Origin of the sequence: Sulfitobacter aquimarinus (assembly GCF_040149565.1) — a bacterium.
GTDB classification, from domain to species: Bacteria; Pseudomonadota; Alphaproteobacteria; order Rhodobacterales; family Rhodobacteraceae; genus Sulfitobacter; species Sulfitobacter aquimarinus.
The window spans coordinates 58,284-79,786 of the sequence record NZ_JBEFLO010000002.1; the positions used below are offsets into that span (position 1 = coordinate 58,284).

Here is a 21,503-nt window from a genome sequence, read left to right on the forward strand (position 1 = left end):
CGCGCGGGACTCTTGGGGTCCGCTGCGGATAACACGGGCCTTGGCACTGGCCTCGGCCTACGTCAGGAAACAGCGAGGTAGCTTGCGCTCAGGCGCCAGAATTTTCATGTGGTCTTCCCGCTCTCGGTGAGTGTGAGCGAGTTGGCTTTCAATAAGTCGAGTTTCTTGCGGCGTTTTCTTACGTGCCTGCAGGGCAACTTCCAGAAATTCTGGGAGTGTCAGGTCACGCATGGCTGTCCACATAAGCTCATCTAGAATCGGATCAGGGTGACCAAATACCAAGACAGTGGCATAGGTGATATTATCTGGGTCGACGTAAACCGTGACCTTACCTGTACCCTCGTCCCGTAGTTCTTGGAGTGGATGGTTTGAGGCGATTTTTGCTGGGGGGCATACGCCTACATCCGATCCGCGGCCATGAGCAAACGCTCGTCTCAAGTTCTGATGCAGCAGAATTTCACAAGCGTTTTTTGACTGCCGCGACGATGGAAGAAGAGTTCGGGGTCCATCGCCGTGCGCTCTTGGCAAAATTACGGGCTGCTCGAGTCGGTACCTTCAGGCCGAAGGGTCAGGGTTTTTGGACAAATATATCTGCGTCAGTTTCTCCATGGCAAGGCAGGCGTCCGCCAAAGGATTCAGGTTTCTCTACGCTATAGAAGCCTAATTTAGCACGTCAGCCCATTCGGGGTGTTTACGAGACTGAGAAGCGGCGAACGGGCATAGTGGCACGATCCTTTTGCCTTGTGCGTGCATGTCAGTGACAATGACGTTCCATCAGCACCTCTGCGTACCCGAGGCCACGCAGGGCGTCGTCCACTTTGGTGTGGTCGATGATGACGATCTATTCCCCAAGCTTGGAGAACGTCGACACGGCCTCGCCGCCCTTGGTGCGGATGATATAGCGCCCGCTTGTCCTGCCGTCTTCAAAATCTACTTGCATGAGGAACTCCGTCAAATCCCGGTCTGGGGTTTATCGGTTCAAATGACTCCAGACCGCACTCATTACAACCGACCCTTCGCCTACCGATGAAGCCACGCGCTTGACCGAACCTGCCCGCACATCGCCTACCGCAAATATCCCGTGGGTCGATGTTTCGAATGGCGACCGGCCACCGTTTTCGGTTCCTGTTAGAACGAAGCCCTTATCGTCCAGCGCAGCATGTCCGGCCAGCCAATCAGTATTGGGCGCAGCCCCCGCCATGATGAAAACCGCGCGGCTGTCATAGCGATGTTGCGTGCCGTCGGCTTTGTTTTTCACTGTCACGGCGGATAGCCTGTCGTCGCCATGCAGTTCGGCAATTTCGCTTTGGTAGTGGATCGTGATCCTTGGGTCGGCCTCAAGGCGCGACGACAGATAATCCGACATAGACGCGGCAAGGCTGCCGGAGCGCACCAGCAGATGCACATGCGCCGCCGCGCGGCTGAGGAACATGGCCGCTTGGCCAGCAGAATTGCCGCCGCCCACAACGATGGCTTCGGAGTTGCGACAGAACCGCGATTCCATCTCTGTGGCGGCATAGTAGACGCCGACGCCCTCGAACTCCTCCAATCGCGGGATTGGCAGCTTGCGATACTGAACACCTGTCGCCACGACAATGGAGCGCGCACACAAGACGCGCCCGTTTGAACAGGTTGCGTAAAAGCAGTCGTCGCGACAGGCCAGCGCCTCGATCCTCAATGGCATTGCAAAGCGGGTGCCGAACTTCATTGCTTGAACCTCACCGCGCCACACAAGATCACCACCAGAAATGCCTGTCGGAAACCCCATGTAGTTTTCGATCCGGCTGGAGGTGCCAGCCTGCCCGCCGATGGCAAGATCTTCGGCGACGATTGCGGTCATCCCTTCAGCACCGGCATAGACCCCCGCAGCCACGCCCGCGGGCCCGCCCCCGACAATCAGGACATCGACCACTTCGTCGTTCGGGATCACCAGCTCAAGCCCCAAGGTCCGTGCGAGTTTTTCCGGGGTCGGACTGTCGATCACCTTACCGCCGAAAATCACCGCAGGACCACAGCCCTGCAAATCACAGCTTGTGCGTTCCGCGTCAGCTTCGGCGCTTTCAAGATCAATCATTTGCGCCGCGATCCGGTTGCGCTGTGCAAAGATGGCGATCTTCTGAATATCCTTATCAACATCCGCGCCGATCAATTTGAGCTCGGTTTGTCCATGCTCGACGTTCCCGCGGCGTCTGGCGGCAAAGACAGTCAGAATGATATCGCTCATCTCGGGGATGCGGGACATCAGTTTAATCAGGTCTGTGCTCTGGACCACGATCACTGTCGAGGCTTCACACGCCCTCATTTGGATCATTGATACCGCACCTGAAAGAGTTCCAATTTCACCGGTAAATTGAGATGGCCCCATCGTCGCCGCGATTGTACGATCCTGCGTAATCGGATGCACAACCTCTATCTCACCGCTTTCAATATATAGGAGTTCCTCCATCGGCTCACCGGGTCGAATGATCGTGTCGCCCGCGGCATAAGTCCGTATGGTTCCAACCTCTCGCAGCGCTTCGACATGGTGCGCATGTAAGGGCGTCCGCTGCATTTGGTTAAGATCGTTGGCAAAGCTTTCCATGCTCGGCGTCCTTTTCGCTGATCGTTGGTTGCTCTTCGCGGTTCGCAGGTCGCAGGTCCTTTGGTCAGAATAGACGCAGGATGCACAGACGCTAATGCATCATATATTACAAATGTGCCGCAAGTTAATGCCCTCGCACATTCGGGAGGCCTGCACCGCCCGAATGTGTAGTTTTCCTTAGGGCCGTCCCAGCCTTAGAATGGAGCGAAGTTGTCAGATTTTTCAACTGGCACCGACCACCTGTCCTTGGCCGGGATCTGGGGTGCCTGAGTGCCGCTTTGTGGGACTTGTCCGTGTTGACCATACAGCCACAGAATAAAGTTATAGCGTTCGCCCTCAGTAATCGGCTCGGAGGCGTGCGGGACGCTGCCGTGGTGGATCAGGGCGGTACCGGGTTCAAAGGTCAGCTTTTCGACTCTGCGTGAAACCGGATCAATAAAGCTGACGGCAGAGCCGGAATAGCCTTCGCCGGGCAGGTTCAGGTTGATGTTCAATGTCACCGCAGAGGCATCAGAATGGGGGCGCAGGGATGTATCCTTGCTGGCTTGCCACCGGATAGAGAATCCGAATGTCTGTGTGTCATAGCCCACAACGTCAGGAAACAGCAGACGAGACACGGGCCGCATGTAGGTGTCCATCATCTCGCGGTAGAAGCCTTGAAACCCGGGCGCGGCAAGATACCCTTCGGAGCCAGGGTCAAGCATAGCACCACCGCGGTTCAACACGATCCCGTAAGGGGGGCGCAACGGGATGTCCGCATCAGCCACGCCGTCAAGGTATTCACGCAGGGCGGTCAGGCGTTCAACATCAAAAAATTGGGCGCGATAGACGCCAGGGAATACTTCTTTCCAAAGATCTTTCACCGCTCCTTCGGCTGTCGGGTCTGCCCAAGCTTGCTCCACAGCAGCGCGCAGTTTGGGATCGAAAATAGAGCTGTCCAGCGGGGGAAGCCTAGCTTCGTTTTCCGCCTGCTATTCCGACCAGGCGCTTTCGAACAGATCGCGGTTCTGGTTCCAGAAATGTTGGACAGAGATATCACGGTTAAGCATTTCTTCCCGGGTTGGGCGGGCAACGGCACGGGCTTGGTTAAGTGAGGTAAGGGACATCGGGAGGCATCCTTCTATATGTCGGAGCAACTTTGCTGCACAACATTTATTGCCATCCATACCTGCAATAAATGGCCATACTTAGTAATCAAAATTCGGTTAATGGATATAATGGGCGGCTCGGGTTGAGGTGTGATGTTTCTTAAAAGTTCTGTCCCGAAAAAACGAAGGGCGCGGCGAGCCGAAGCCGCCACGCCATGCCGAGCGCGCCTTGCGGTGCGTTATACGTCCACGACCACCTTGCCGATTGCCTTACCGCTGGCAAGCCGGTCATAGGCCGCGCCGACCTCTTCGAGAGCAAACCGGGGCTCGTCCACCACCGGCTTCAGTGCGCCGCTATCAACCAGCTTTGCCAGTTCGGCCAGGATTGCACCGTGGTCTGCGCGGTCTTTGTCGTGCAACATCGGGATCAACATGAAAATGATGTGAAGCGATGCGCCCTTTAGGTGGGCCGGTGACAGGTCAAGCTCTGCCAGTGCAAGCGTGGTGGCCACATGACCGTTCAGGGCGACCGCGTTGAATGAGTTCGTCAAGTTGCCAGCACCCACTGTATCCAGCACCGCATCAAAACCTGTGCCGCCTGTGTGCTTGGTAACATATTCTTCGACGGTTTCCGCTTTGAAATCGATCGGCTCGGCACCAAGGTCGCGGACAACGGATAGGCGTTCGTCACCGCTGTCGGTGGCATAGACATCCGCGCCCAGTGACCGCGCCAATTGCACGCCGATGTGCCCGACGCCGCCGGAACCGCCATGGACAAGCACCTTCTGGCCTTTGCTTACGCCAGCCCGTTTGAGCCCTTCGTAGGCGGTAATCCCGACCAGCGGGATCGCGGCTGCTTCGCGCATGGACAAGGAGTTCGGCTTTTTCGCGATCAGTCGCGCGTCTGCGGGCATGTATTCCGCCAACGCGCCCTGAAGATCGGCCAGACCACCGGCGCAGCCGTATACCTCGTCGCCTACGGCGAAACCGGTCACACCCTCGCCGACTTCTTCGATCGTGCCGGCGAAATCCATGCCCAAAACAGCGGGGGCGGCGGGCGCAAAACCAAGGTCCGTTCCCATGTTCCGGATCATCATATCGATTGTGTTGATGCTGGTCGCCTGAACGCGAACAATAACGTGGCCGGCGCTCGCGGTTGGCTTTGGCAGCTCGGCCAATGCAAAGGTTGATTCAGGACCGTATTCTGCGAGGGACATGGTTTTCATCGGGTTTTCCTTTCGATGTGTGTGTTGCTACTCAGATAACACGCCTCACTTCTTGGGTAATCGGCGTAAATCAGAGTTCAGTTTTCCTGTTTCGAATACAATGCTGCCATTTGCGCGTGGAAGGCGACCAAACAGGAAGAACCGCGCCGTGAATACTGGCGCGGTTCCTGATTGATGGCCTCGTAGAGAGAACTTAATTGATGTCCTGTACCTTCATGACCAGATCGCCCCAGTTGCGCTGGTTCTCGATGTCATGCTCCAGACCTTGGTCATCCGCGATTTGGAACCGCTTGACCGCAGGCGTTTTGCTGGTGGTTTGATACAGCCGGTAGGCCTCTGCTTTCAGGGCTTCATCGATCGGCTTGTCGATGGATTCATAAACCATCTGTTTGCAGGCATTGATCGACTCAGCTGGGAACTGGGAGATACGTTGGGCCAATGCGTCGACATATGGGCCGATCTCGTCGGGCTCGAGCGCCTTGTTTATTGTGCCGAACCGTTCCGCATCATCTGCGTCGTAATCATTCGCGCTGAGGATAATTTCCAACGCTTTGCCAAGACCGGTCTGACGGGCCATACGCGACGCGCCGCCACCACAGGGCAAGATGCCCATGCCGACTTCCATTTGCATGAACTTGTATTTACCACGCGCCGCGAACCGCATGTCGAGCGCCAGTGCCAATTCGTGACCGCCACCGCGGGCGAAGCCTTCAAGTTTGGCGATCGTCGCTTGCGGTACTTTGCTGATCCGTTCGCAGATGGCTTGCAGGTCCGCCAGCTGCGCTTCTTCACGTAATACGGCCACCGTCGACATGTCTTTCAGCAGTTCGGTATCGTAGTGCGCGACCCAGATTTCAGGGTGTGCTGATTGGAAGACGACAACCTTTGTGTCGCGATCCCGTTCAAGCCGCATGGCAAGGCTGTTAAGGTCGGCGAGCATCTCTTGCCCCTGAACGTTGACTGATCCGAAATCGAAGGTCACGGTTAGGATCGCGCCGTTTTGGTTGGCCGTGAAGGTCTGAGAATTTTCGTACTTCATAGTTTCTCTCCGCTGTTATGCCCTGTTTTGCACAAGACTTGAGTTGTGAACCGAGGAGGTCGATTTCCTCTTGGTCTACACTTTGAGTTAATTCCATAAATAAAAAAACTGGCACAAATCCTCTTCAGTATTCGGTTTTGGCATATAATTGAGTTTGACGGCGTTGGTTGCCCTCTGACGACGGGCATCGCCTGCGGGGCGCAAACCGGCTCTCATTCGCTGAATCTGCGTCTCCTTCTGGCTCATTGTGTCTCAAACTGTCTCACGGTGGGCCAGTTTGCGCGATAAAACTCCGCGTGGACATCAGCACCGTTGTTCCGCAGCCCAACAGGTTCAATCCTAACCGTAGCGTTCATGCGGCAGGGAGGTGCCGTGCACATGGGAGGAGGAATTCATGTCACCAACACGCGAAGAACAGCATTGGATGTATCGCAATATGGTCACGAGCCGGAGGTTCGAAGAGGCCATTGCGAAGATCTATTTCGAGGGAAAATCACCGGCGTTCAACATGGCCAATGGGCCGATCCCGGGTGAAATGCACCTGTCCGACGGGCAGGAGCCAGTGGCGGTGGGGGTTTGTGCGCACCTGACTCCCGAGGATGTGGTCACAGCCACCCACCGTCCACACCATCAGGCCATCGCCAAGGGCGTTAATCTGGATAAAATGGCCGCCGAGATTTTCGGTAAGAAGACCGGCCTGTCCGGCGGCCGCGGCGGGCATATGCACCTTTTCGATGCGGATGTGAACTTTGCCTGTTCCGGCATTATCGCGCAGGGCATGGGGCCGGCCGTGGGGGCCGCGTTATCTCGCAAGATGCAGGGCAAGCCGGGCGTGGCCGTGGCCTTCGTCGGTGAAGGCGCGGTGAACCAGGGCGGCTGGCACGAGGCGATGAACCTCGCTGCCGTTTGGAACCTGCCCTCTATCTGTGTGGTCGAGGATAATGGCTGGGGCATTTCCGTTGCCAAGAAAACCGCCAGCAGCATTGGCAGCCACGCAGACCGCGCGGCGGCCTACGGCATTCCCGGAAAACGCATTGAGGGCAACGACCCCTATGCCATCTTTGAAGCAGCGGGCGAGGCGATTGCACGGGCGCGCGCAGGTGAAGGCCCATCGCTTCTGGAATGTGAAACCCACCGTCTGGCGGGGCATTTCATGGGGGACGCCGAGGCCTACCGCCCTAAAGGCGAAAAGGACGGGCTGTTTGAAAAGGATCCGATCCTCAAAATGCGTGAGAGATTGCTCGGCGATGGCGCTGCCAGTGAGGCGGAGCTGAACGCGATCGAGGAAGAATCTGCCGCACGCGTTGACGCAGCGATTACATTCGCCCGCGAAAGCGATGATGCAGCCCCCGAAGATGCACTGACGCGCGTGTTCGCAGCATAAACGGGAGGGAGAGATATGACCAAATCAAACGAAAGAAAACTGACCATCGCCCGCGCAATGGCCGAAGCCACGGCACAGGAAATGCGCATCGACCCATCCGTCTTTGTGATGGGCGAGGACATCGGCCCCTTGGGCGGCGTCTATGGCAACACCCGCGGATTGATCGAGGAATTCGGGGCGGAACGCATCCGTGACACACCGATTTCGGAAACCGCCTTTATCGGTGCCGCCGTCGGTGCGGCGCAGGATGGCATGCGCCCAGTGGTCGAGCTGATGTTCGTCGACTTCTTTGGCATCTGCTTTGATGCGATCTACAATCTGATGGCCAAGAATATCTATTTCTTTGGCGGCAACGTGAAAGTGCCGTTGGTGTTGATGACATCAACCGGTGGTGGTTATTCCGATGGTGGCCAGCATTCGCAATGTCTGTACGGCACCTTTGCTCACTTGCCGGGGATGAAGGTTTTGGCCCCGTCCAATGCCTATGACGCCAAGGGATTGATGACCGCGGCCATGCGCGACGACAGTCCGGTGGTTTGCATGTACCACATGGTGCTGCAGGGCATGGGGTGGCTTGGCACCGGGGCGGGCGCGACTGTGCATGTCCCAGAAGAACCCTACACGCTGGAACTCGGCAAGGCCAAGGTCGTGCGCAAAGGCAAGGACGTCTCCATCGTCAGTTGTGCATGGGTGTTCACAACGCGCTCAAGGCCGCCAAGAAGCTTGAAGAGCAAGGTGTTAGCGCCGAGGTTGTCGATCTTGTCAGCCTTGTGCCGCTGGGCCGCGAAACCATCCGCGCCAGCGTCGCCAAAACCGGCAGGCTGATCGTCGTGGACGAGGACTATATGAGCTGCGGTCTGTCCGGCGAAATAATCGCCTCCGTGACGGAGCATGATATCTCGGTTCTGAAGGCCGCGCCGAAACGGGTTGCCTTCCCTGATGTGCCGATCCCATTCGCGCGGGTCATGGAGCAATTCTGCCTGCCCAACCCTGACAAGATCGTCGCTGCCTGGGACGAGATGCAAGCGGCCTGAGCCAAACCAAAACCAACAAATCACTGATCAACGGGGTCGCATACAGCGCGACCCCGAACAGGAAAAGACACTTCAAATGGCAACAGATATCGTTATCCCATCCGACCTCTGGGAAGAGGACGAAGAAACAGTGATCATCGGCTGGCTTGCCGATGATGGCGCGACCGTCGAAGAAGGCGCGCTGGTGGTCGAGATCATGACCGCCAAAGTGCAATACGCGATTAACGCACCAGCCTCTGGCACCCTGCGGATCAAGGAAGAGGCCGATGCCGTTGTGCCTAAGGGCGCCGTCATCGGGTCGGTCGAATGACCAAGGTCGTCCCCCTCAAAGGCGTGCGCGGCATGATTGCGGATGCCATGACCAAAAGTCTTGCGACGGCCGCGCAGCTGACCCACCACGGCAGCGCCGATGCGACAGCCCTGAAGACGGAGAAAGCCCGTCTGGGTGCGGCAGACACCAAGGTTTCTGTTGAGGATCTCTTGATGCTGGCTGTGGTACGCGCACTGAAAAAGAACCCCGATGCCAACGGACGGGTGGAAGGGCGCGAGGTGCATTTGTCTGATGCGGTCAATCTGTGGGTGGCCATCGCCTTGCTCGGTAATCTTTTGGTCGCACCTGCCATGTTTGGCGCTGATGGGAAGGATGTGACCGAATTGCGTGCGGCGCGGCAGGATTTGGCCGCGCGGGCCAAGGTGAACAAGCTGACCGTGACGGAAATGACGGGCGGCACATTCACCATACCGAACCTCGGCCTGACGCGGGTGGAACATTTCACGCCAATCATCAATGCGGGGCAAATCTGTATCTTTGGTATCGGGCGTCTGACGGATCGCGCGGTGCGGGGCGCGGATGGCGGAATTGAGTTGCGCCTCCATGTGTGCCCGTCGCTGACCTTTGATCACCGCGCGCTTGATGGCGCACCGGCGGGTGATCTGCTGACCTCGATCTGTAAAGAGATCGAGGGGATGGCGGTGTGAGCGCACCCCTCACATATGTGGAGGGCGATCTAGCCGCAAGGGCAGCAGCCGTCGATGCGTTTCACCGTGACCTTTCCCTTGGTCCAATTGACGCGGGTGCTCTCACGACGTTGGACAGGGCCATCCCGTCCCTGCGTGATCCGATGAACACATTGGCCGCTTCACTCAATGAAATAGCACAGCGCGACATCCTGCGCGCAATACAGCATTCGGGTCGCAGTGCGGCCAGAACCAAGGCCCGTGTGAACGGCAAGGGCAATCGGTACCAGAGAGGAGGGACGAACCCATGACAGCCTATTCAGTTCTGGCCGTAACACCCACCGACGACAGCTGGATCCCCGGCTATATCGAGCCGCTCGGCAAGATCATCGCAAAACATGGCGGCAAGTATATTGCGCGCACAACCAGCCACGAACAAGTGGAAGGGGATTGCCAGCCCGCAGCCCTGCGCGTCACCCTCGAATGGCCGGATGCGCAAGCTGCTCGCGACTTCGTGAATGATCCGGACTGCGCGCCCTATCTCGAGGCCCGCCACAAGGGATCGACCAGCGTGCATTTCATTATCGACGGCAAGGATGATCTTGCCTTAGCGCCCTAAATTACCCAGCGGTGTCTTTGCGGAATCCGCTACCGGCGACGGCCCGTGAGGAGCCCAGGAAAACCCAAAGAAACTTGTAATGTGATCGTTATGCGCTCTCCGTCATACTTGGCACCTGACGCTCAGTGAAATAATGTAGGGAAGCGTTCTGGCCGCCTACGACAACGCCCCAACATTTAGGACAAGGCAGGCCGGCCAACGTTCAGGTCGGCCTTCGGATTTAGTATAGCTTTAGTTTCCGGTTGATCGTCGCTCGTCCCATGCCAAGCATCCGAGCGGCTTCGCTGACATTCCACCGACTGTTGCTGAGCGCATCAAGGATCATGCTGCGCTCGTCATAGACGGGCACTAGATTGGCCGGCGCGGGTATGTCAGTGGACAGAGGGGCAGCTATTGCAGATTGTTGCAAATCAAGCAGGTTGATCCGGTTGCCCTGCGCTGTTGCCAAGGCGTTTCGAAGCACGCCGCGCATTTCTCGGACATTGCCATAAAACGGTAGGCGACAAAGCGCGTCTTTGGCCTCGGCACTGAAGGTGACAGTACGTCCAGTCAGCTGCGCGCACAGGGCCTGTGCCAGAACCTCGGGATGTTCACGCATGCGTAGGGGAGGTAGGAAAACCTTTGAGCCTGTTAGAAGATAAAATAGGTCGTCTCTGAAATGGCCCGCGTTGACGGCGTCTATCAAAGGTTTGCGGCTGCGGGAAACCACACGCAGGCGGCTGTCCTGCCCATGGTCATCCCCTTTGTGACGATGCTCTTCCATTTCATTCAGGCAACGTCGCAGCTCTGCCTGCGAAGCGCGCGGCAACTCATCCACATTGTCAAACACCAAGGTGGTGGGAGCACCATTGCTATAAGGCATTGCTGAAACGACGCGGGCTTGTTCGATGACCATCCGCAAATGGTCTTTGTCGGCGTCACAGTCACCAAGCGTCGCACAATCCACATTGAATAGCGCTGCGTCAGGGGCATCGTTTTGCAGCAATGCGGCCACAAGTGCGGATTTTCCGGTTCCGGTTTCTCTTTCGAGGTGCAGCATAGCCGTGTTTTCCAACATCTCTTGCGCGCGGCGGCAGGCGGCAGCCATGCTGTAACTTCCGGTCGCCAACTGCTGTAGCGATGGTGGCAAGCGCCGTTTGCGCACAGGGCTGGGCGGCAGCGGCTTGGACGCCCGTTGGGGTGTGACTGTCTTTGGCAAAGCAATCGCCAGGCTGACGGCGGGCCCATAATTGCCTGGCATCGAAAGCATCCTCTCGGGCACATTCACCAGCCGCTTGCTGTCAAAGTTAAAGATCGCCTCGAACGCCTGACCTTTCAGAGATGCCGCGTTTGCGTCATCAAGACAGGCCGAAACGGTGGACGTGGCACCGATGATAATCCCCGCTTCGTTCACCGCGACCAGCGCATCTTCTGATAGAACGTGATCTCGCCCCCCCCACGCGAGACGGTGACAAGCATCGCGTCGTGAAATTCCTTTTCAAATAGGTTGCGCTGAATCAGTGCGCGGTTTTTGCCAGCTCCTGCTGGCAGAAAAGATAATCCGCGCGATTGCCCCGATCGACAGAGACCAGATTGATGGCGCCAATCATGCCCCCGTTGGCAACCAGCACCGGAACGCCTGTGCAAGCAAACTGCCTAAGCGTCGAAAAATAATGCTCCGGACCACGCACGCTGACCGCGTGCCCTGTCCGCAAAGCCATTGATACACCGTTTGTGCCGGCCACGCGTTCATCCCAACACGACCCAACGGCGATACCATTCCATCCGTCGGAGCCAGTCGTCGCCCCGCAATGCTCTATCCGCACAGAGACGCCATCGGCGTCGGTAACAACCAGACAATGACCGATTTCGCCCGCGACCGAAGCGAGATGTTGAAAGAACCCCTGCCGACCGCCGGCGCTCTCGACGATCTGTTCAAGCCGAGGGCCAACTTCAGAGAATTGCAGGCGCAGGATTGGCCGCCCTGTGTCGCGCCGCAGATTACGCTGCCGCGCACATCGATCCCAAGATGCAGCAATCGCATCCGTTTGATCTGCGGTAATGAAACTTCCCATAAGGTCGCCTCCCGACTCTTATCTTAATGCGCAATCCCCTCGATCGGCAAACATTTTGGGTTGCTGCTAAGCACCAGCCAGCTCACGAATAGCCGCCATCAGTTGCGCGAAGTGTGCACGGTCGGCGGCTGCGGGATGGGGCTGTGCGATGCGTCCTGCATCGTTGTCGTAATATTGCCCCGAGGCATTGGCAAATTCCTCGGACACTGCCGCACCGCGCAGGATGTCAGCCCCGATTCCCAGGTCATTACCCGCCATTCCATAGGATTCCTTGACCATTTTTGTGGCAAGAAGAGACCCCGGGTTGACCGAGACAAACATTGGCCCGTCGGGGTGTTCGCGCGCCAATTCCTGCGACCAGATTGTCAACGCCAGCTTGCTTTGCGCATAGGCCTCGTTGTGGCCAAGCTGTTGCTCCCCGCGCATGGCCTTGATGTTGACGGGGGCTTGTGCGGCTGACGAAAGGCTTACGACGCGACCGTCTTTGGGGATTATCGGTAGCAGGCCAACGGTCAACGCCCAGGGCGCGATTGTGTTGACCATGAAACGCACGTCCAGCCCGCTGTCCGTCTGTGTGTTAGGAACTTTCAGAACCCCGGCATTGTTGATCAACACATCCAGTGTGTCATGTTTGGCACGGACATCTGCCACCAAGGCGTTAACATCCACCAGCCGCGAAAGGTCAGCGCGGTAGGTTTCCGGATTGCCCCCGACCTCGCGTGCCGCAGCTTCCAACTTGTCCGTGCTGCGCCCGTGCAACAGCACGTTGTGGCCCTCAGCAGTCAGCGTCTTGGCTGTTCAAAGGCCGATCCCGTCCGTCGCGCCGGTGATAAGAATTGTCTTGGTCATGTGAATGTCTCCTCAGTTGTGCAAGGCGCGGGTGGGCGCTCTTTAATAGCGAACCAACGTGCGGCTCTCGATGCTTTGGCGGGGCGTTGTGACTGTCGGGTCTTCGACCAGATCGATCGCACTGTGGCCAACACAGGGGCGGCCGGAATTGTCGTAGATATTGAAAAACGCGACATCGTCAGGTGTCATCCGTGCGCGGTAAACCCATTCGTGCGCGTCGTCTTTTGCCAACCCCATCACCTGGCCTTTGCGATTGGGGTAGATCAAGTCAATCACGATCCAATCTGCGTCTCTGACCGTCGACGGCCGAATAAAGCCAAGAGGTGCAGAGTTGATCGGGTTCGCGATCGGGCGCCAGACGTTGATAAAGGCATAATGACCCTGCGCCCACTCATCGGCCTTCTCAGGGCCGAGGATATCCACGAGGCGTCTTTCCGCACCGTCGCGGCTGTAGTCGCTGTGGACGTGGCGGGCCGGGCGGCGCTTGGCCTGCGGATCATCGATGCGTACTGTATGATCAAAGGTGATAACCTCTTTTGCGCCGATTTCCTGCTTCAATAGATCGGCCAGTTCGGCATCATATCGGCTCTGCCAATTGTCGCCTTTGAAATTCGATATATCCGTTGGGGTGTTGGCAAAAGCAAAGCCATCCTCTGCAAAATCCGTGGCGGCCTCGCAGTTCCGTTGATCCTTCACTGCGATCTTGGCTGCGGAAAACTCCGGCTCGATCAGGTTGCCGGCAATGCCATCCACATCAATTTCAAATGCCTGTCGAAACGGCTTGTGGACGTGATAGTTTACGGTTCCAGTCTGCGTCATCAGAAACTCCTCTTCATCATGACCTGGCCGCGCTGCTTTGGGGAAATCGGCAGGGGCCTGAGCTGATATCATTGTCTGTTAAAGTTGGTTTATATCTTGCGTTTTTCGGGGTAAACTGCCGATAGTTGAGTTCACTTTTTCGATTTTGGGTATAATTGATGGATACTGATCACCTTCGTCTGTTCGCAATGGCAGCAGAGCGGCTCAATATCAGTGCTGCGGGTCGTGAACTTGGCCTTGCACCTGCCGTGGCAAGCGCCCGCCTCGCCAAGTTGGAAACCGAGCTTGGGGTCGAGCTGTTGCGTCGCACCACGCGCAAGGTTTCATTGTCTCTGGAAGGGGCAGATTTTTTACCCTACGCCCGCGAAATTCTTGCGCAGTCAGAGGCTGCACAGGCGGCGTTGGGCGGCAAGGGTGTCGGCGCCCATGGCACCTTGCGCTTTGCCGCGCCCAGCAGTTTCGCACAACTGCACATCATGCCGCTCTTACCCGAATTCCAAACCCTGTTCCCCGATTTGACGCTGGACCTGCGCCTTTCGGACACCAGTTTTGATGCTATCGAAGGCAGTTTTGATCTGGCTCTCAGAAGTGCCCCACTGGCGGACAGCAGTTTGAAGGGTCGGAAGCTGTCGGACGACACCCGTGTTCTGTGTGCATCGCCAAGCTATCTGGAAACCCACGGTACCCCCACGCACCCGTCCGACCTATCGAACCACCGTTTTATAGCGTGGTCCAACCTTGAACCACGTGAATTGCTTAGCACCGAGGGTGAAATTGCAAAGCTTGATCCCCAAACCATGACATGCCGGACAATCGTCGATGACGGCGACGCGCAACGCGAGGCGACGGTATCAGGCATCGGAGTTTCAATCAGCTCGCTGTGGAATATCGAACACGAAATCGCGGCAGGGCGTCTGGTCCATGTGCTACCAAACTGGTCTTTGAACGAACGCACACTCCTATGGCTTGTCTACCCCCGCTCCAATGTTTTGACACCCAAAACAAGGATATTCATTGATTTCCTGATCAAACGGTTGGGAAACCGATCTGCCTGGTCGATATGATACCGAGACCCTTTGAAACATGGTTACAATTCACCAATCAAAAAGAATTTCGATGAACTCGCGCTTCCTGAGCGTGGGGTAGTAACAGCACGGTTCAGAGGCAAAACCTCCTATACGTCACCTTGAAATGGAATGCGTACTTACCCGGCAAGGGACAAATATCATCTGGCGATGCGGTGCGATCTGAAAGCGCGAACTTGGTTCTCAGTTAACTATCGCATTTCGGAAGTAACACCACTGCGCTGGCCAAACCCCTCGAGGCCTCTTCACGGTCTCTCTGATGAATTGACTGGCTCAGAGCCAAAGTTTGCCGTTGCGGCTCATTCGAAGCTGGTGGTTCTTACGAATTGAACGAATATCTCCTTTGAGTGGTCGCATCGCAGCATCGGGAGTGCGTGCTGAGAGACCGGTATGGGCCGTTCGCGTCGATCAACACAACGGGCGGAAAGTGTGAATTCGCCGTACCTGCGAAGACACACTGTCAAACACATCAAAGCGGCCATTCGTTCTGAGCGCGGCGATTTCAGGCTAAGAGCCAAATTTGACGGATGCTGCGCCTTGCATTTACGCTTGCATTCAGCACAGATCAGTCATTGCAGGAAAAAAGTCGTTCATGATGGTATTTCGAGCAGCCGAGTCACTGCTTGCGAAACAAATAATCGTCCTTTCCGATGCGGAAGACAGCCTTTGACCGACAATCTCCAGCCACGATGCGGATCAAAGACTATCTTTGAGAAATTTGACAGGAAAATCTGATGAGTTTCGAACGATGAAAGGTAGAGATCGAAATGCTCCCTGCTGGTGTGGCTCAGGCAAGAAATACAAGAAATGCCACCTGAACCGAGATGATCAGCCGAAGGATAATCCCTGGTCCGCCGTGGACGTTAATCGGAAGTCTTTTGCCAAGAAGAAATGCTGTGCGCGCGACGTAGGTTTGGGCCCTTGTGATGGTGGTGTGATCAAAGCCCACACAGTTTCACGCGGACCCAATTTGGCTAAGATCGCCGAGAATGGTCATGTGCTCCACTATACTGCGACCGTTCAGGATCTGAACAAGAATGGCGGCAAACTGTCAGTCAAAAAGGTCGGTATCAAAGATGCGTCGGTTTTCTATGGTTTTTGCGGTAAGCACGACCGCAAGCTCTTCTCTTGCATCGAAAATGAGCCGTTTGCAGGCCGCCCAGACCAATGCCTTGCAGTGGCCTACCGCACGATTAGCCGGGAACTATATGGGAAGGACGCGGCAGCCCATCTGCGTGAGACGTTGCGCGGAGCCGACAAAGGAATGCAACCTTTTGAACAGTTTATGTTCCAGAAGATGCTTGACGACATAAACACAGGAAATGAGGCAGCTCGGCGTGAGGCGAAGGTTACACATGATGCGCTGACCTCGGCACTGGTCAACGATCAACCAGAAACCATTGGTTCATATGTCTTTGAATTTGAAGGGCCATTGCCGTTCATGTTTGCAGGTGCTTGGTCGCCCTTTACTGATTTCTACGGCGATGAGCTCCAGAACGGGTATTCGGAAGAGCTTCTTCAGCAGATATTTGTCTCTTCATTTGCAGGAGACAAACGTGCGTTGGTCTGTATTTCTTGGCGGGATATTGACGGCGCGCCCGGTAAAGTCATCGCAGAGCAGATCAAGGCGCTTCCCGCTGATCAGCAAGCCTCCGCTTTATTTCAAATCGTGGCGAAGCACGTAGAAAACATCTTCTTCAATCCGAATTGGTACCAAGGCTTAGGCGACAGGCAAAAAGAGCACTTGAACCGCTTGGCAACCGACGGCGGGGATATAATGGGTAGCGTTCCATCCTCGCCTGTGCGCCTGGAAATCGATTTTCAGCTACCTATCACATCGAGAATATTTCAGCCGTGATCTTGGCATAGGGGTTTATTTGACCTTCACCCTCCGAAAATGCTGCACGATACACGAATGTCCGGTCTGGTGAAGCTGCGTTGCGGGATCGGCGTCACGGGTGGGAGGCGGCTGTGGACCGTTCGTGTCGATCAGCAACAAGGGCGGGAAGCGGACCTGCGCTGCGGTGGACGCCAAGGTCTGTAGAGCGGAACAAAACCGACCCAGTCGGCCCTAAAGCAAACGGCTGCTTTCGGTTCATGGCATTTGGGATTTGAAGACCCTATTCTTCTTGGCCTTGGGCCTGACAGGTCCAAGCCGGGTGGCCCCTTAAGCACAGGCCGCAGGTGATCGGTTTACAGCACTGACTTGTCGCGATCGGTTGAGTATCTAGCGCAAAATAGTGTTTTGCAGTTGAGGTTCAAAGTCGTCCATGTTGCAATGATAGAACCTCAAAAATAGTGAAATGCTAATTATGGTCCGCCAATTGTTGCCTATCAGTGCCCTCCTACTCGGCACGGCATTTCTGTTCTTCGCAGGCGGCATCAACGCATTGGTGCTGCCGATCCGAGGCAATCACGAGGGTTTCACTGCGTTTTCTCTTGGTTTGCTCGGGTCCGGTTGGGCGATCGGGTATGTCTCCGGTTGTATTTTCACACCCAAGTTTGTTTCGAAAGTGGGGCACATTCGTGCGTTCAGCGTTGTCTCGGCTTTTGCGGCTTTAGCTATTTTGGCTTCGTTGTTGTTGATATCACCATATGCTTGGATACCGCTTCGCGCGATTTCCGGCTTCTGCTTTGCCGCCGCCGCAATGATCATCGAAAGCTGGTTGGGCGAACGCGCAGACGCGTCCTCGCGCGGGAAGATCTTTGGTTTTTACACGATGATCCAACTGGGTGCGATCACCTTGGGCCAAATGAGCTTGGCACTCGGTGAAAGTGTTGGATTTACGTTCTTTGTTATCGGAGCGATGTTTTATTGTCTCGCTCTTGTCCCGACGGCGGTATCATCAGTCGCATCCCCAAAGCCGTTGACGACAGTCAAACTCGACTTAAAGGGGCTGTGGAAAAACTCGCCGGTAGCTGTTTTTGCTGTATTCATGGTGGGGATATCAAACGGGTCGTTCGGGACACTTGCAGCGGTTTACGCGGATCGGATTGGTCTTGTTTTGACAGGCATCACCCTATTTGCCAGTATTCCAATACTCACAGGCGCTTTGGTGCAAATTCCGGTCGGGTATTTTTCTGACAGGGTGGATCGACGCAAAGTGCTATTGTTTGTCGTGTTGGTCGCACTCATTGCCGACGTCGCATTCATCGTGTCTGAACCTCAATCAAACTTGATAAACATGATCTTGGTTGGTCTCTTTGGCGCTGGTATTTTTGGAATGTATCCGGTGATCGTGGCTCACGCCAATGACCATGCGCCTTCGGGAACTTTCATCCAGGTCAGTGGGGGGTTGCTTCTGGTTTTTGGTCTTGGGTCTATCGTCGGACCGTTGGTATCCGGTGTCGCAATGGCCAAAGTCGGAACGCAGGGCCTCTTCATAACGTCTTTTGCGGCACATGTTTTAATCTTCGCATTCACACTGTGGCGCATTACCAAACGCGCCCCAGTAGAGGACGTTGAGAAAGGGACATTCGTTGCATCCCCCTCGGCTCGGGCATCAACGCCTGAGACGGCAGCGATGCACACGAACGAAGCGGGTGATGCTCAATTGTAGCCAGCTGCGGTCCGCGTTTTGGCAATCAGATGCTCGGCATGCGAAACATTGCACTTAACCCTGGCTCTGCCATATTGTTGGGTCGTCGCGATGGCAGATGTAGATAACCCTCTATTGCTCGGCCACACAATCCGCGAAATATTGGATTGCGCCCGTCTCGTCGGTTTCTTGCACAAGCCCGTGGATGTCGGTTTCAAATCCGGGACATTCACGCGCGAAGGTACGGTTGAACTTGAGGTACTCAACGATTGTCGCGTTAAACACCTCTCCCGGGATCAGCAGGGGAATGCCGGGAGGATAGGGCGTAATCAGGCTGGTGGTGATGCGCCCTTCAAGATTATCAATTGGCACACGCTGCGTTGTGCGCGCGGCGATATGGGCGAAGGCATCTGACGGTTTCATCGCGGGGGTCAGATCGCTGAGGTACATGTCGGTCGACAAAACGGCGATGTTGTATTTCGCATTTCGCGAATGCACATGTTGGCACAGATCGCGCAGGCCAAACTTTTCGTAGTGGGGTTGTTGCGCGCAGAATTCCGGCATGCAGCGCCACAGCGGTTGGTTGCGATCATAATCATCCTTGAACTGTTGAAGTTCCGTCACAAGCGAATTCCACCGCCCCTTCGTGATGCCAATCGTGAACATCACAAAGAAACTATAAAGGCCTGTTTTTTCTACAACGACACCGTGTTCGGCCAGAAATTTGGTGACGATGGAAGCGGGGATGCCACTTTCTTCAAAGCGGCCATCAAGGTTTAGGCCTGGCGTGATGATCGTGGCTTTGATCGGATCCAGCAGGTTGAACCCGCGTGCCATATCGCCAAATCCATGCCAGCTGTCTTCGCCGTCTGCTTTTTGCACGCCTTCGGCATCTGTGCGGCGCAGCACCCAATTGTCGGGATGATCGACGCCCTCATCCTCAAGGTCGGTCGGTCCCCAGACTTCGAACCACCAATCATCGGGGCCGTATTCGTCGTCAACCTTGCGCATCGCGCGGCGGAAATCCAGGGATTCAAGGATACTTTCCTCAACCAATGCGTGCCCACCGGGCGGTTCCATCATTGCCGCCGCTACGTCGCAACTGGCGATAATGCTGTATTGCGGGCTGGTGGATGTGTGCATCAGGTAGGCTTCGTTAAACAAATGCCGGTCCAATTTCGTGTTCTGACTGTCTTGCACCAAAACGTGGCTGGCCTGTGAAATGCCTGCCAGCAATTTGTGTATCGATTGCGTCGCATAAGTAACGGATTGTTTGGGTCGTTCGCGTTTGCGCCCCATCGAGTGGAAGTTTCCATAAAACGGATGGAACGCGGCGTGGGGCAGCCAAGCCTCGTCGAAATGCAGGTTTTCGACATATCCATCCAGCATGTCTTTGATGACTTCGGTGTTATATAGAACACCGTCATAGGTCGATTGCGTCAGCGAGATAATCCGCGGTTTGACCGTATCCGCATCAACATGGGCCAACAACGGGTTTGATCTGATCTTTTCGCGGATCGCCTCAATCTCGAACTCGGCTTTTTGGATCGGTCCGATGATCCCGTAATGATTGCGCGTCGGCTTTAGAAACACCGGAATTGCACCCGTCATGATGATGCCGTGCAGGATCGATTTGTGACAGTTACGATCCACCACAACGACATCCCCGGGGGCAACCGTGTGGTGCCAGACCATCTTGTTAGAGGTGCTGGTGCCGTTGGTCACGAAAAAGCAGTGATCGGCGTTGAAAATTCGCGCGGCATTGCGTTCGGACGCGCCGATGGCACCGTTGTGATCCAGCAACTGGCCCAGTTCTTCGACTGAATTGCATACATCTGCGCGCAGCATGTTTTCGCCGTAAAACTGATGATACATCTGGCCAATTGGGCTTTTCAAGAAGGCAACGCCACCGGAGTGGCCCGGGCAATGCCAAGAGAACGACCCGTCCTCTGCGTAATCGAGAAGGGCTTTGAAAAACGGCGGCTGGATCCCCTTAAGGTAGGCCTTGGCGTCGCGCACAATATGGCGGGCTACAAAATCGGGGGTGTCCTCAAACATGTGAATGAACCCGTGCAATTCGCGCAGGATATCATTGGGCAAGTGGCGGCTGGTCTTGGTCTCACCATAGATATAAATCGGCACGTCTTCGTTTTTCCAGCGGACCTCTTCGATAAAACTGCGCAGGTTCAACACGGCAGGATCAAGGTCCGGACCAGGTGTGAACTCTTCGTCGTCAATCGACAAAACAAACGCACTGGCGCGTGATTGTTGTTGGGCAAATTGTGACAGGTCACCATAGCTGGTCGTGCCAAGGACCTCGAAACCCTGTTTTTCAATCGCCTCGGCGACCGCACGAATTCCCATGCCAGATGAGTTTTCAGACTGGAAATCTTCGTCAATAATGACGACTGGAAAGCGAAATTTCATTGGAGGCTCCAAGGGGAAAACCGTGGCGTTTATGACGGTCAGGACAAGAATCGAATATCAATATAAGACGGTGGGTTGGCTGGTAAGTCTATTCTGAATTTTTCACGACCCAGCTTCAATTTTTATATCCGCCCAAAATCTTCATCAGAGTTACAATTGGTCATGCGCAGTGATGTCCCAAAACCAAAGGCGCAGCCCACGATACCCGTGGCACTGGTAAGCTTGCTGTTCGTCAGGTCTGTGATGAAAGATTTATGCGCACCTGTGACCCGGGCGCGTTAGAGCTACGAGCAGCCTTAAAGATCGTACGACTGACTTCAAGGGCTGCTCAATTTTCGGTCGTTTTAAGTAACATCAGTAAACACTACGACAGAATAGGATCGGCCAGAGCTGCATCTTCCAAATCTAACAAAACATCCACCTTCCCAAACTAAAGCGGCCATCCGTTCAGAGCGCAGCATCGGTGAATCTGGGCTCAAACCTGCCGTTCGCCGCAAAATGCACCAATGTCTGCTGTGGGCCGTAAGTACCACAGATCGTAGCCATTTTATTATGTAAGCAAAGACAATGAGTATCCTGATCATCAGATTACATTTGTAGATCAGTGCTTGGGTAAGAGCCAGCACATGTGCAAAAAACGCAGGTATTGACACCTATTTGCAAGGTTATGGTCGCAAATTCGCATTCTTATGAGTTAATGACAAAATTTTGAAGTGGCGATCCCTGAAGGACTCGAACCCTCAACCTGCTGATTAGAAGTCAGCTGCTCTATCCAGTTGAGCTAAGGGACCGCTGGGGGCGT

General features: G+C 55.4%; 18 protein-coding genes, 1 tRNA gene and 2 pseudogenes. 10 read left to right on the plus strand and 11 right to left on the minus strand.

The genetic code is table 11. The features are described from left to right. Window positions 1-660: 660 nt before the first annotated feature. The 5 genes from ABMC88_RS04370 to ABMC88_RS04390 all read right to left on the minus strand — a co-directional run bounded on the left by ABMC88_RS04370 (window position 661) and on the right by ABMC88_RS04390 (window position 5,934). Window positions 661-753: a GNAT family N-acetyltransferase gene (locus ABMC88_RS04370; RefSeq protein WP_349575624.1), complete on the minus strand. Its 93-nt coding sequence runs from the start codon at window positions 751-753 to the stop codon at window positions 661-663. A 217-nt stretch (window positions 754-970) separates the two neighbouring features. Further along, entirely contained in the window at window positions 971-2,581 is a 1,611-nt protein-coding gene (locus tag ABMC88_RS04375) for an FAD-dependent oxidoreductase (protein ID WP_349575625.1), read from the minus strand. A 194-nt stretch (window positions 2,582-2,775) separates the two neighbouring features. Further along, window positions 2,776-3,444 carry a 2OG-Fe(II) oxygenase family protein gene (locus ABMC88_RS04380; protein ID WP_349575626.1) on the minus strand — a complete coding sequence of 223 codons (669 nt, stop codon included), beginning with the start codon at window positions 3,442-3,444 and terminating at the stop codon, window positions 2,776-2,778. 464 nt (window positions 3,445-3,908) lie between these two features. Further along, complete coding sequence (locus ABMC88_RS04385) at window positions 3,909-4,895, minus strand: zinc-dependent alcohol dehydrogenase family protein (protein ID WP_349575627.1); 987 nt, start codon at window positions 4,893-4,895, stop codon at window positions 3,909-3,911. A gap of 193 nt (window positions 4,896-5,088) precedes the next feature. Next, the gene (locus tag ABMC88_RS04390) at window positions 5,089-5,934 is read right to left on the minus strand and encodes an enoyl-CoA hydratase/isomerase family protein (protein WP_349575628.1); all 846 of its coding nucleotides are present in this window, start codon (window positions 5,932-5,934) and stop codon (window positions 5,089-5,091) included. A gap of 394 nt (window positions 5,935-6,328) precedes the next feature. On the opposite strand from ABMC88_RS04390, the gene ABMC88_RS04395 reads away from it, so the two are divergent. The 7 genes and pseudogenes from ABMC88_RS04395 to ABMC88_RS04425 all read left to right on the plus strand — a co-directional run bounded on the left by ABMC88_RS04395 (window position 6,329) and on the right by ABMC88_RS04425 (window position 9,928). After that, complete coding sequence (locus tag ABMC88_RS04395; protein ID WP_349575629.1) at window positions 6,329-7,318, plus strand: thiamine pyrophosphate-dependent dehydrogenase E1 component subunit alpha; 990 nt, start codon at window positions 6,329-6,331, stop codon at window positions 7,316-7,318. Window positions 7,319-7,399: 81 nt separating this feature from the next. Continuing rightward, window positions 7,400-7,807, plus strand: a pseudogene (locus ABMC88_RS04400) (alpha-ketoacid dehydrogenase subunit beta); the annotation flags it as partial. Window positions 7,808-8,004: 197 nt separating this feature from the next. Then, a complete protein-coding gene (locus ABMC88_RS04405) occupies window positions 8,005-8,352 on the plus strand; it encodes a transketolase C-terminal domain-containing protein (protein ID WP_349575630.1) in 348 nt (115 codons plus the stop codon). Window positions 8,353-8,428: 76 nt separating this feature from the next. After that, a complete protein-coding gene (locus ABMC88_RS04410) occupies window positions 8,429-8,662 on the plus strand; it encodes a biotin/lipoyl-containing protein (RefSeq protein ID WP_349575631.1) in 234 nt (77 codons plus the stop codon). Continuing rightward, window positions 8,659-9,330: a 2-oxo acid dehydrogenase subunit E2 gene (locus tag ABMC88_RS04415; RefSeq protein WP_349575632.1), complete on the plus strand. Its 672-nt coding sequence runs from the start codon at window positions 8,659-8,661 to the stop codon at window positions 9,328-9,330. The genes ABMC88_RS04410 and ABMC88_RS04415 overlap by 4 nt, the downstream gene beginning before the upstream one ends. Further along, window positions 9,327-9,620, plus strand: coding sequence for a hypothetical protein (locus tag ABMC88_RS04420; protein WP_349575633.1), 294 nt, complete (start codon window positions 9,327-9,329; stop codon window positions 9,618-9,620). Before ABMC88_RS04415 ends, ABMC88_RS04420 begins: the two co-directional genes overlap by 4 nt. Then, entirely contained in the window at window positions 9,617-9,928 is a 312-nt protein-coding gene (locus tag ABMC88_RS04425) for a DUF1330 domain-containing protein (protein WP_349575634.1), read from the plus strand. Before ABMC88_RS04420 ends, ABMC88_RS04425 begins: the two co-directional genes overlap by 4 nt. 220 nt (window positions 9,929-10,148) lie before the next feature. Here the strand turns inward: ABMC88_RS04425 and ABMC88_RS04430 are convergent, their stop codons facing one another. From ABMC88_RS04430 to ABMC88_RS04445, 4 genes and pseudogenes are all read right to left on the minus strand, one after another. Continuing rightward, a complete protein-coding gene (locus ABMC88_RS04430) occupies window positions 10,149-11,321 on the minus strand; it encodes a sigma 54-interacting transcriptional regulator (RefSeq protein WP_349575635.1) in 1,173 nt (390 codons plus the stop codon). Between the two features lie 103 nt (window positions 11,322-11,424). Beyond that, on the minus strand, window positions 11,425-11,982 hold the full coding sequence (locus tag ABMC88_RS04435) for a sigma-54-dependent transcriptional regulator family protein (protein WP_349575636.1): 558 nt from the start codon (window positions 11,980-11,982) through the stop codon (window positions 11,425-11,427). Window positions 11,983-12,048: 66 nt separating this feature from the next. Beyond that, window positions 12,049-12,831: pseudogene (locus tag ABMC88_RS04440) on the minus strand (SDR family NAD(P)-dependent oxidoreductase). Window positions 12,832-12,873: 42 nt separating this feature from the next. Beyond that, window positions 12,874-13,650, minus strand: a complete 777-nt coding sequence (locus tag ABMC88_RS04445) for a CmcJ/NvfI family oxidoreductase (protein WP_349575637.1) — start codon at window positions 13,648-13,650, stop codon at window positions 12,874-12,876. A 158-nt stretch (window positions 13,651-13,808) separates the two neighbouring features. Here ABMC88_RS04445 and ABMC88_RS04450 point away from each other — a divergent pair, with 158 nt between their 5' ends. The 3 genes from ABMC88_RS04450 (at window position 13,809) to ABMC88_RS04460 (ending at window position 18,295) form a co-directional block, all read left to right on the plus strand. Further along, window positions 13,809-14,714: a LysR family transcriptional regulator gene (locus ABMC88_RS04450; RefSeq protein ID WP_349575638.1), complete on the plus strand. Its 906-nt coding sequence runs from the start codon at window positions 13,809-13,811 to the stop codon at window positions 14,712-14,714. A 730-nt stretch (window positions 14,715-15,444) separates the two neighbouring features. Next, window positions 15,445-16,593 carry an SEC-C domain-containing protein gene (locus ABMC88_RS04455; RefSeq protein ID WP_349575639.1) on the plus strand — a complete coding sequence of 383 codons (1,149 nt, stop codon included), beginning with the start codon at window positions 15,445-15,447 and terminating at the stop codon, window positions 16,591-16,593. Window positions 16,594-17,047: 454 nt separating this feature from the next. Then, window positions 17,048-18,295, plus strand: coding sequence for an MFS transporter (locus tag ABMC88_RS04460; RefSeq protein ID WP_349575640.1), 1,248 nt, complete (start codon window positions 17,048-17,050; stop codon window positions 18,293-18,295). A 111-nt stretch (window positions 18,296-18,406) separates the two neighbouring features. Here the strand turns inward: ABMC88_RS04460 and ABMC88_RS04465 are convergent, their stop codons facing one another. Both ABMC88_RS04465 and ABMC88_RS04470 read right to left on the minus strand, forming a co-directional pair. Beyond that, entirely contained in the window at window positions 18,407-20,701 is a 2,295-nt protein-coding gene (locus ABMC88_RS04465; protein WP_349575641.1) for an Orn/Lys/Arg family decarboxylase, read from the minus strand. 714 nt (window positions 20,702-21,415) lie between these two features. Further along, window positions 21,416-21,492: transfer RNA gene (locus ABMC88_RS04470), tRNA-Arg, on the minus strand. Between the last annotated feature and the right edge of the window lie 11 nt (window positions 21,493-21,503).

Bases quoted from the DNA above. Each gene is read 5' to 3' on its own strand.
- ABMC88_RS04465 (WP_349575641.1), bottom strand. From the start codon at position 20,701: ATGAAATTTCGCTTTCCAGTCGTCATTATTGACGAAGATTTCCAGTCT.
- ABMC88_RS04395 (WP_349575629.1), top strand. From the start codon at position 6,329: ATGTCACCAACACGCGAAGAACAGCATTGGATGTATCGCAATATGGTC.
- ABMC88_RS04390 (WP_349575628.1), bottom strand. From the start codon at position 5,934: ATGAAGTACGAAAATTCTCAGACCTTCACGGCCAACCAAAACGGCGCG.
- ABMC88_RS04385 (WP_349575627.1), bottom strand. From the start codon at position 4,895: ATGAAAACCATGTCCCTCGCAGAATACGGTCCTGAATCAACCTTTGCA.
- ABMC88_RS04435 (WP_349575636.1), bottom strand. From the start codon at position 11,982: ATGGGAAGTTTCATTACCGCAGATCAAACGGATGCGATTGCTGCATCT.
- ABMC88_RS04445 (WP_349575637.1), bottom strand. From the start codon at position 13,650: ATGACGCAGACTGGAACCGTAAACTATCACGTCCACAAGCCGTTTCGA.
- ABMC88_RS04460 (WP_349575640.1), top strand. From the start codon at position 17,048: ATGGTCCGCCAATTGTTGCCTATCAGTGCCCTCCTACTCGGCACGGCA.
- ABMC88_RS04425 (WP_349575634.1), top strand. From the start codon at position 9,617: ATGACAGCCTATTCAGTTCTGGCCGTAACACCCACCGACGACAGCTGG.
- ABMC88_RS04415 (WP_349575632.1), top strand. From the start codon at position 8,659: ATGACCAAGGTCGTCCCCCTCAAAGGCGTGCGCGGCATGATTGCGGAT.
- ABMC88_RS04450 (WP_349575638.1), top strand. From the start codon at position 13,809: ATGGATACTGATCACCTTCGTCTGTTCGCAATGGCAGCAGAGCGGCTC.
- ABMC88_RS04410 (WP_349575631.1), top strand. From the start codon at position 8,429: ATGGCAACAGATATCGTTATCCCATCCGACCTCTGGGAAGAGGACGAA.
- ABMC88_RS04375 (WP_349575625.1), bottom strand. From the start codon at position 2,581: ATGGAAAGCTTTGCCAACGATCTTAACCAAATGCAGCGGACGCCCTTA.
- ABMC88_RS04405 (WP_349575630.1), top strand. From the start codon at position 8,005: ATGGGTGTTCACAACGCGCTCAAGGCCGCCAAGAAGCTTGAAGAGCAA.
- ABMC88_RS04370 (WP_349575624.1), bottom strand. From the start codon at position 753: ATGCACGCACAAGGCAAAAGGATCGTGCCACTATGCCCGTTCGCCGCT.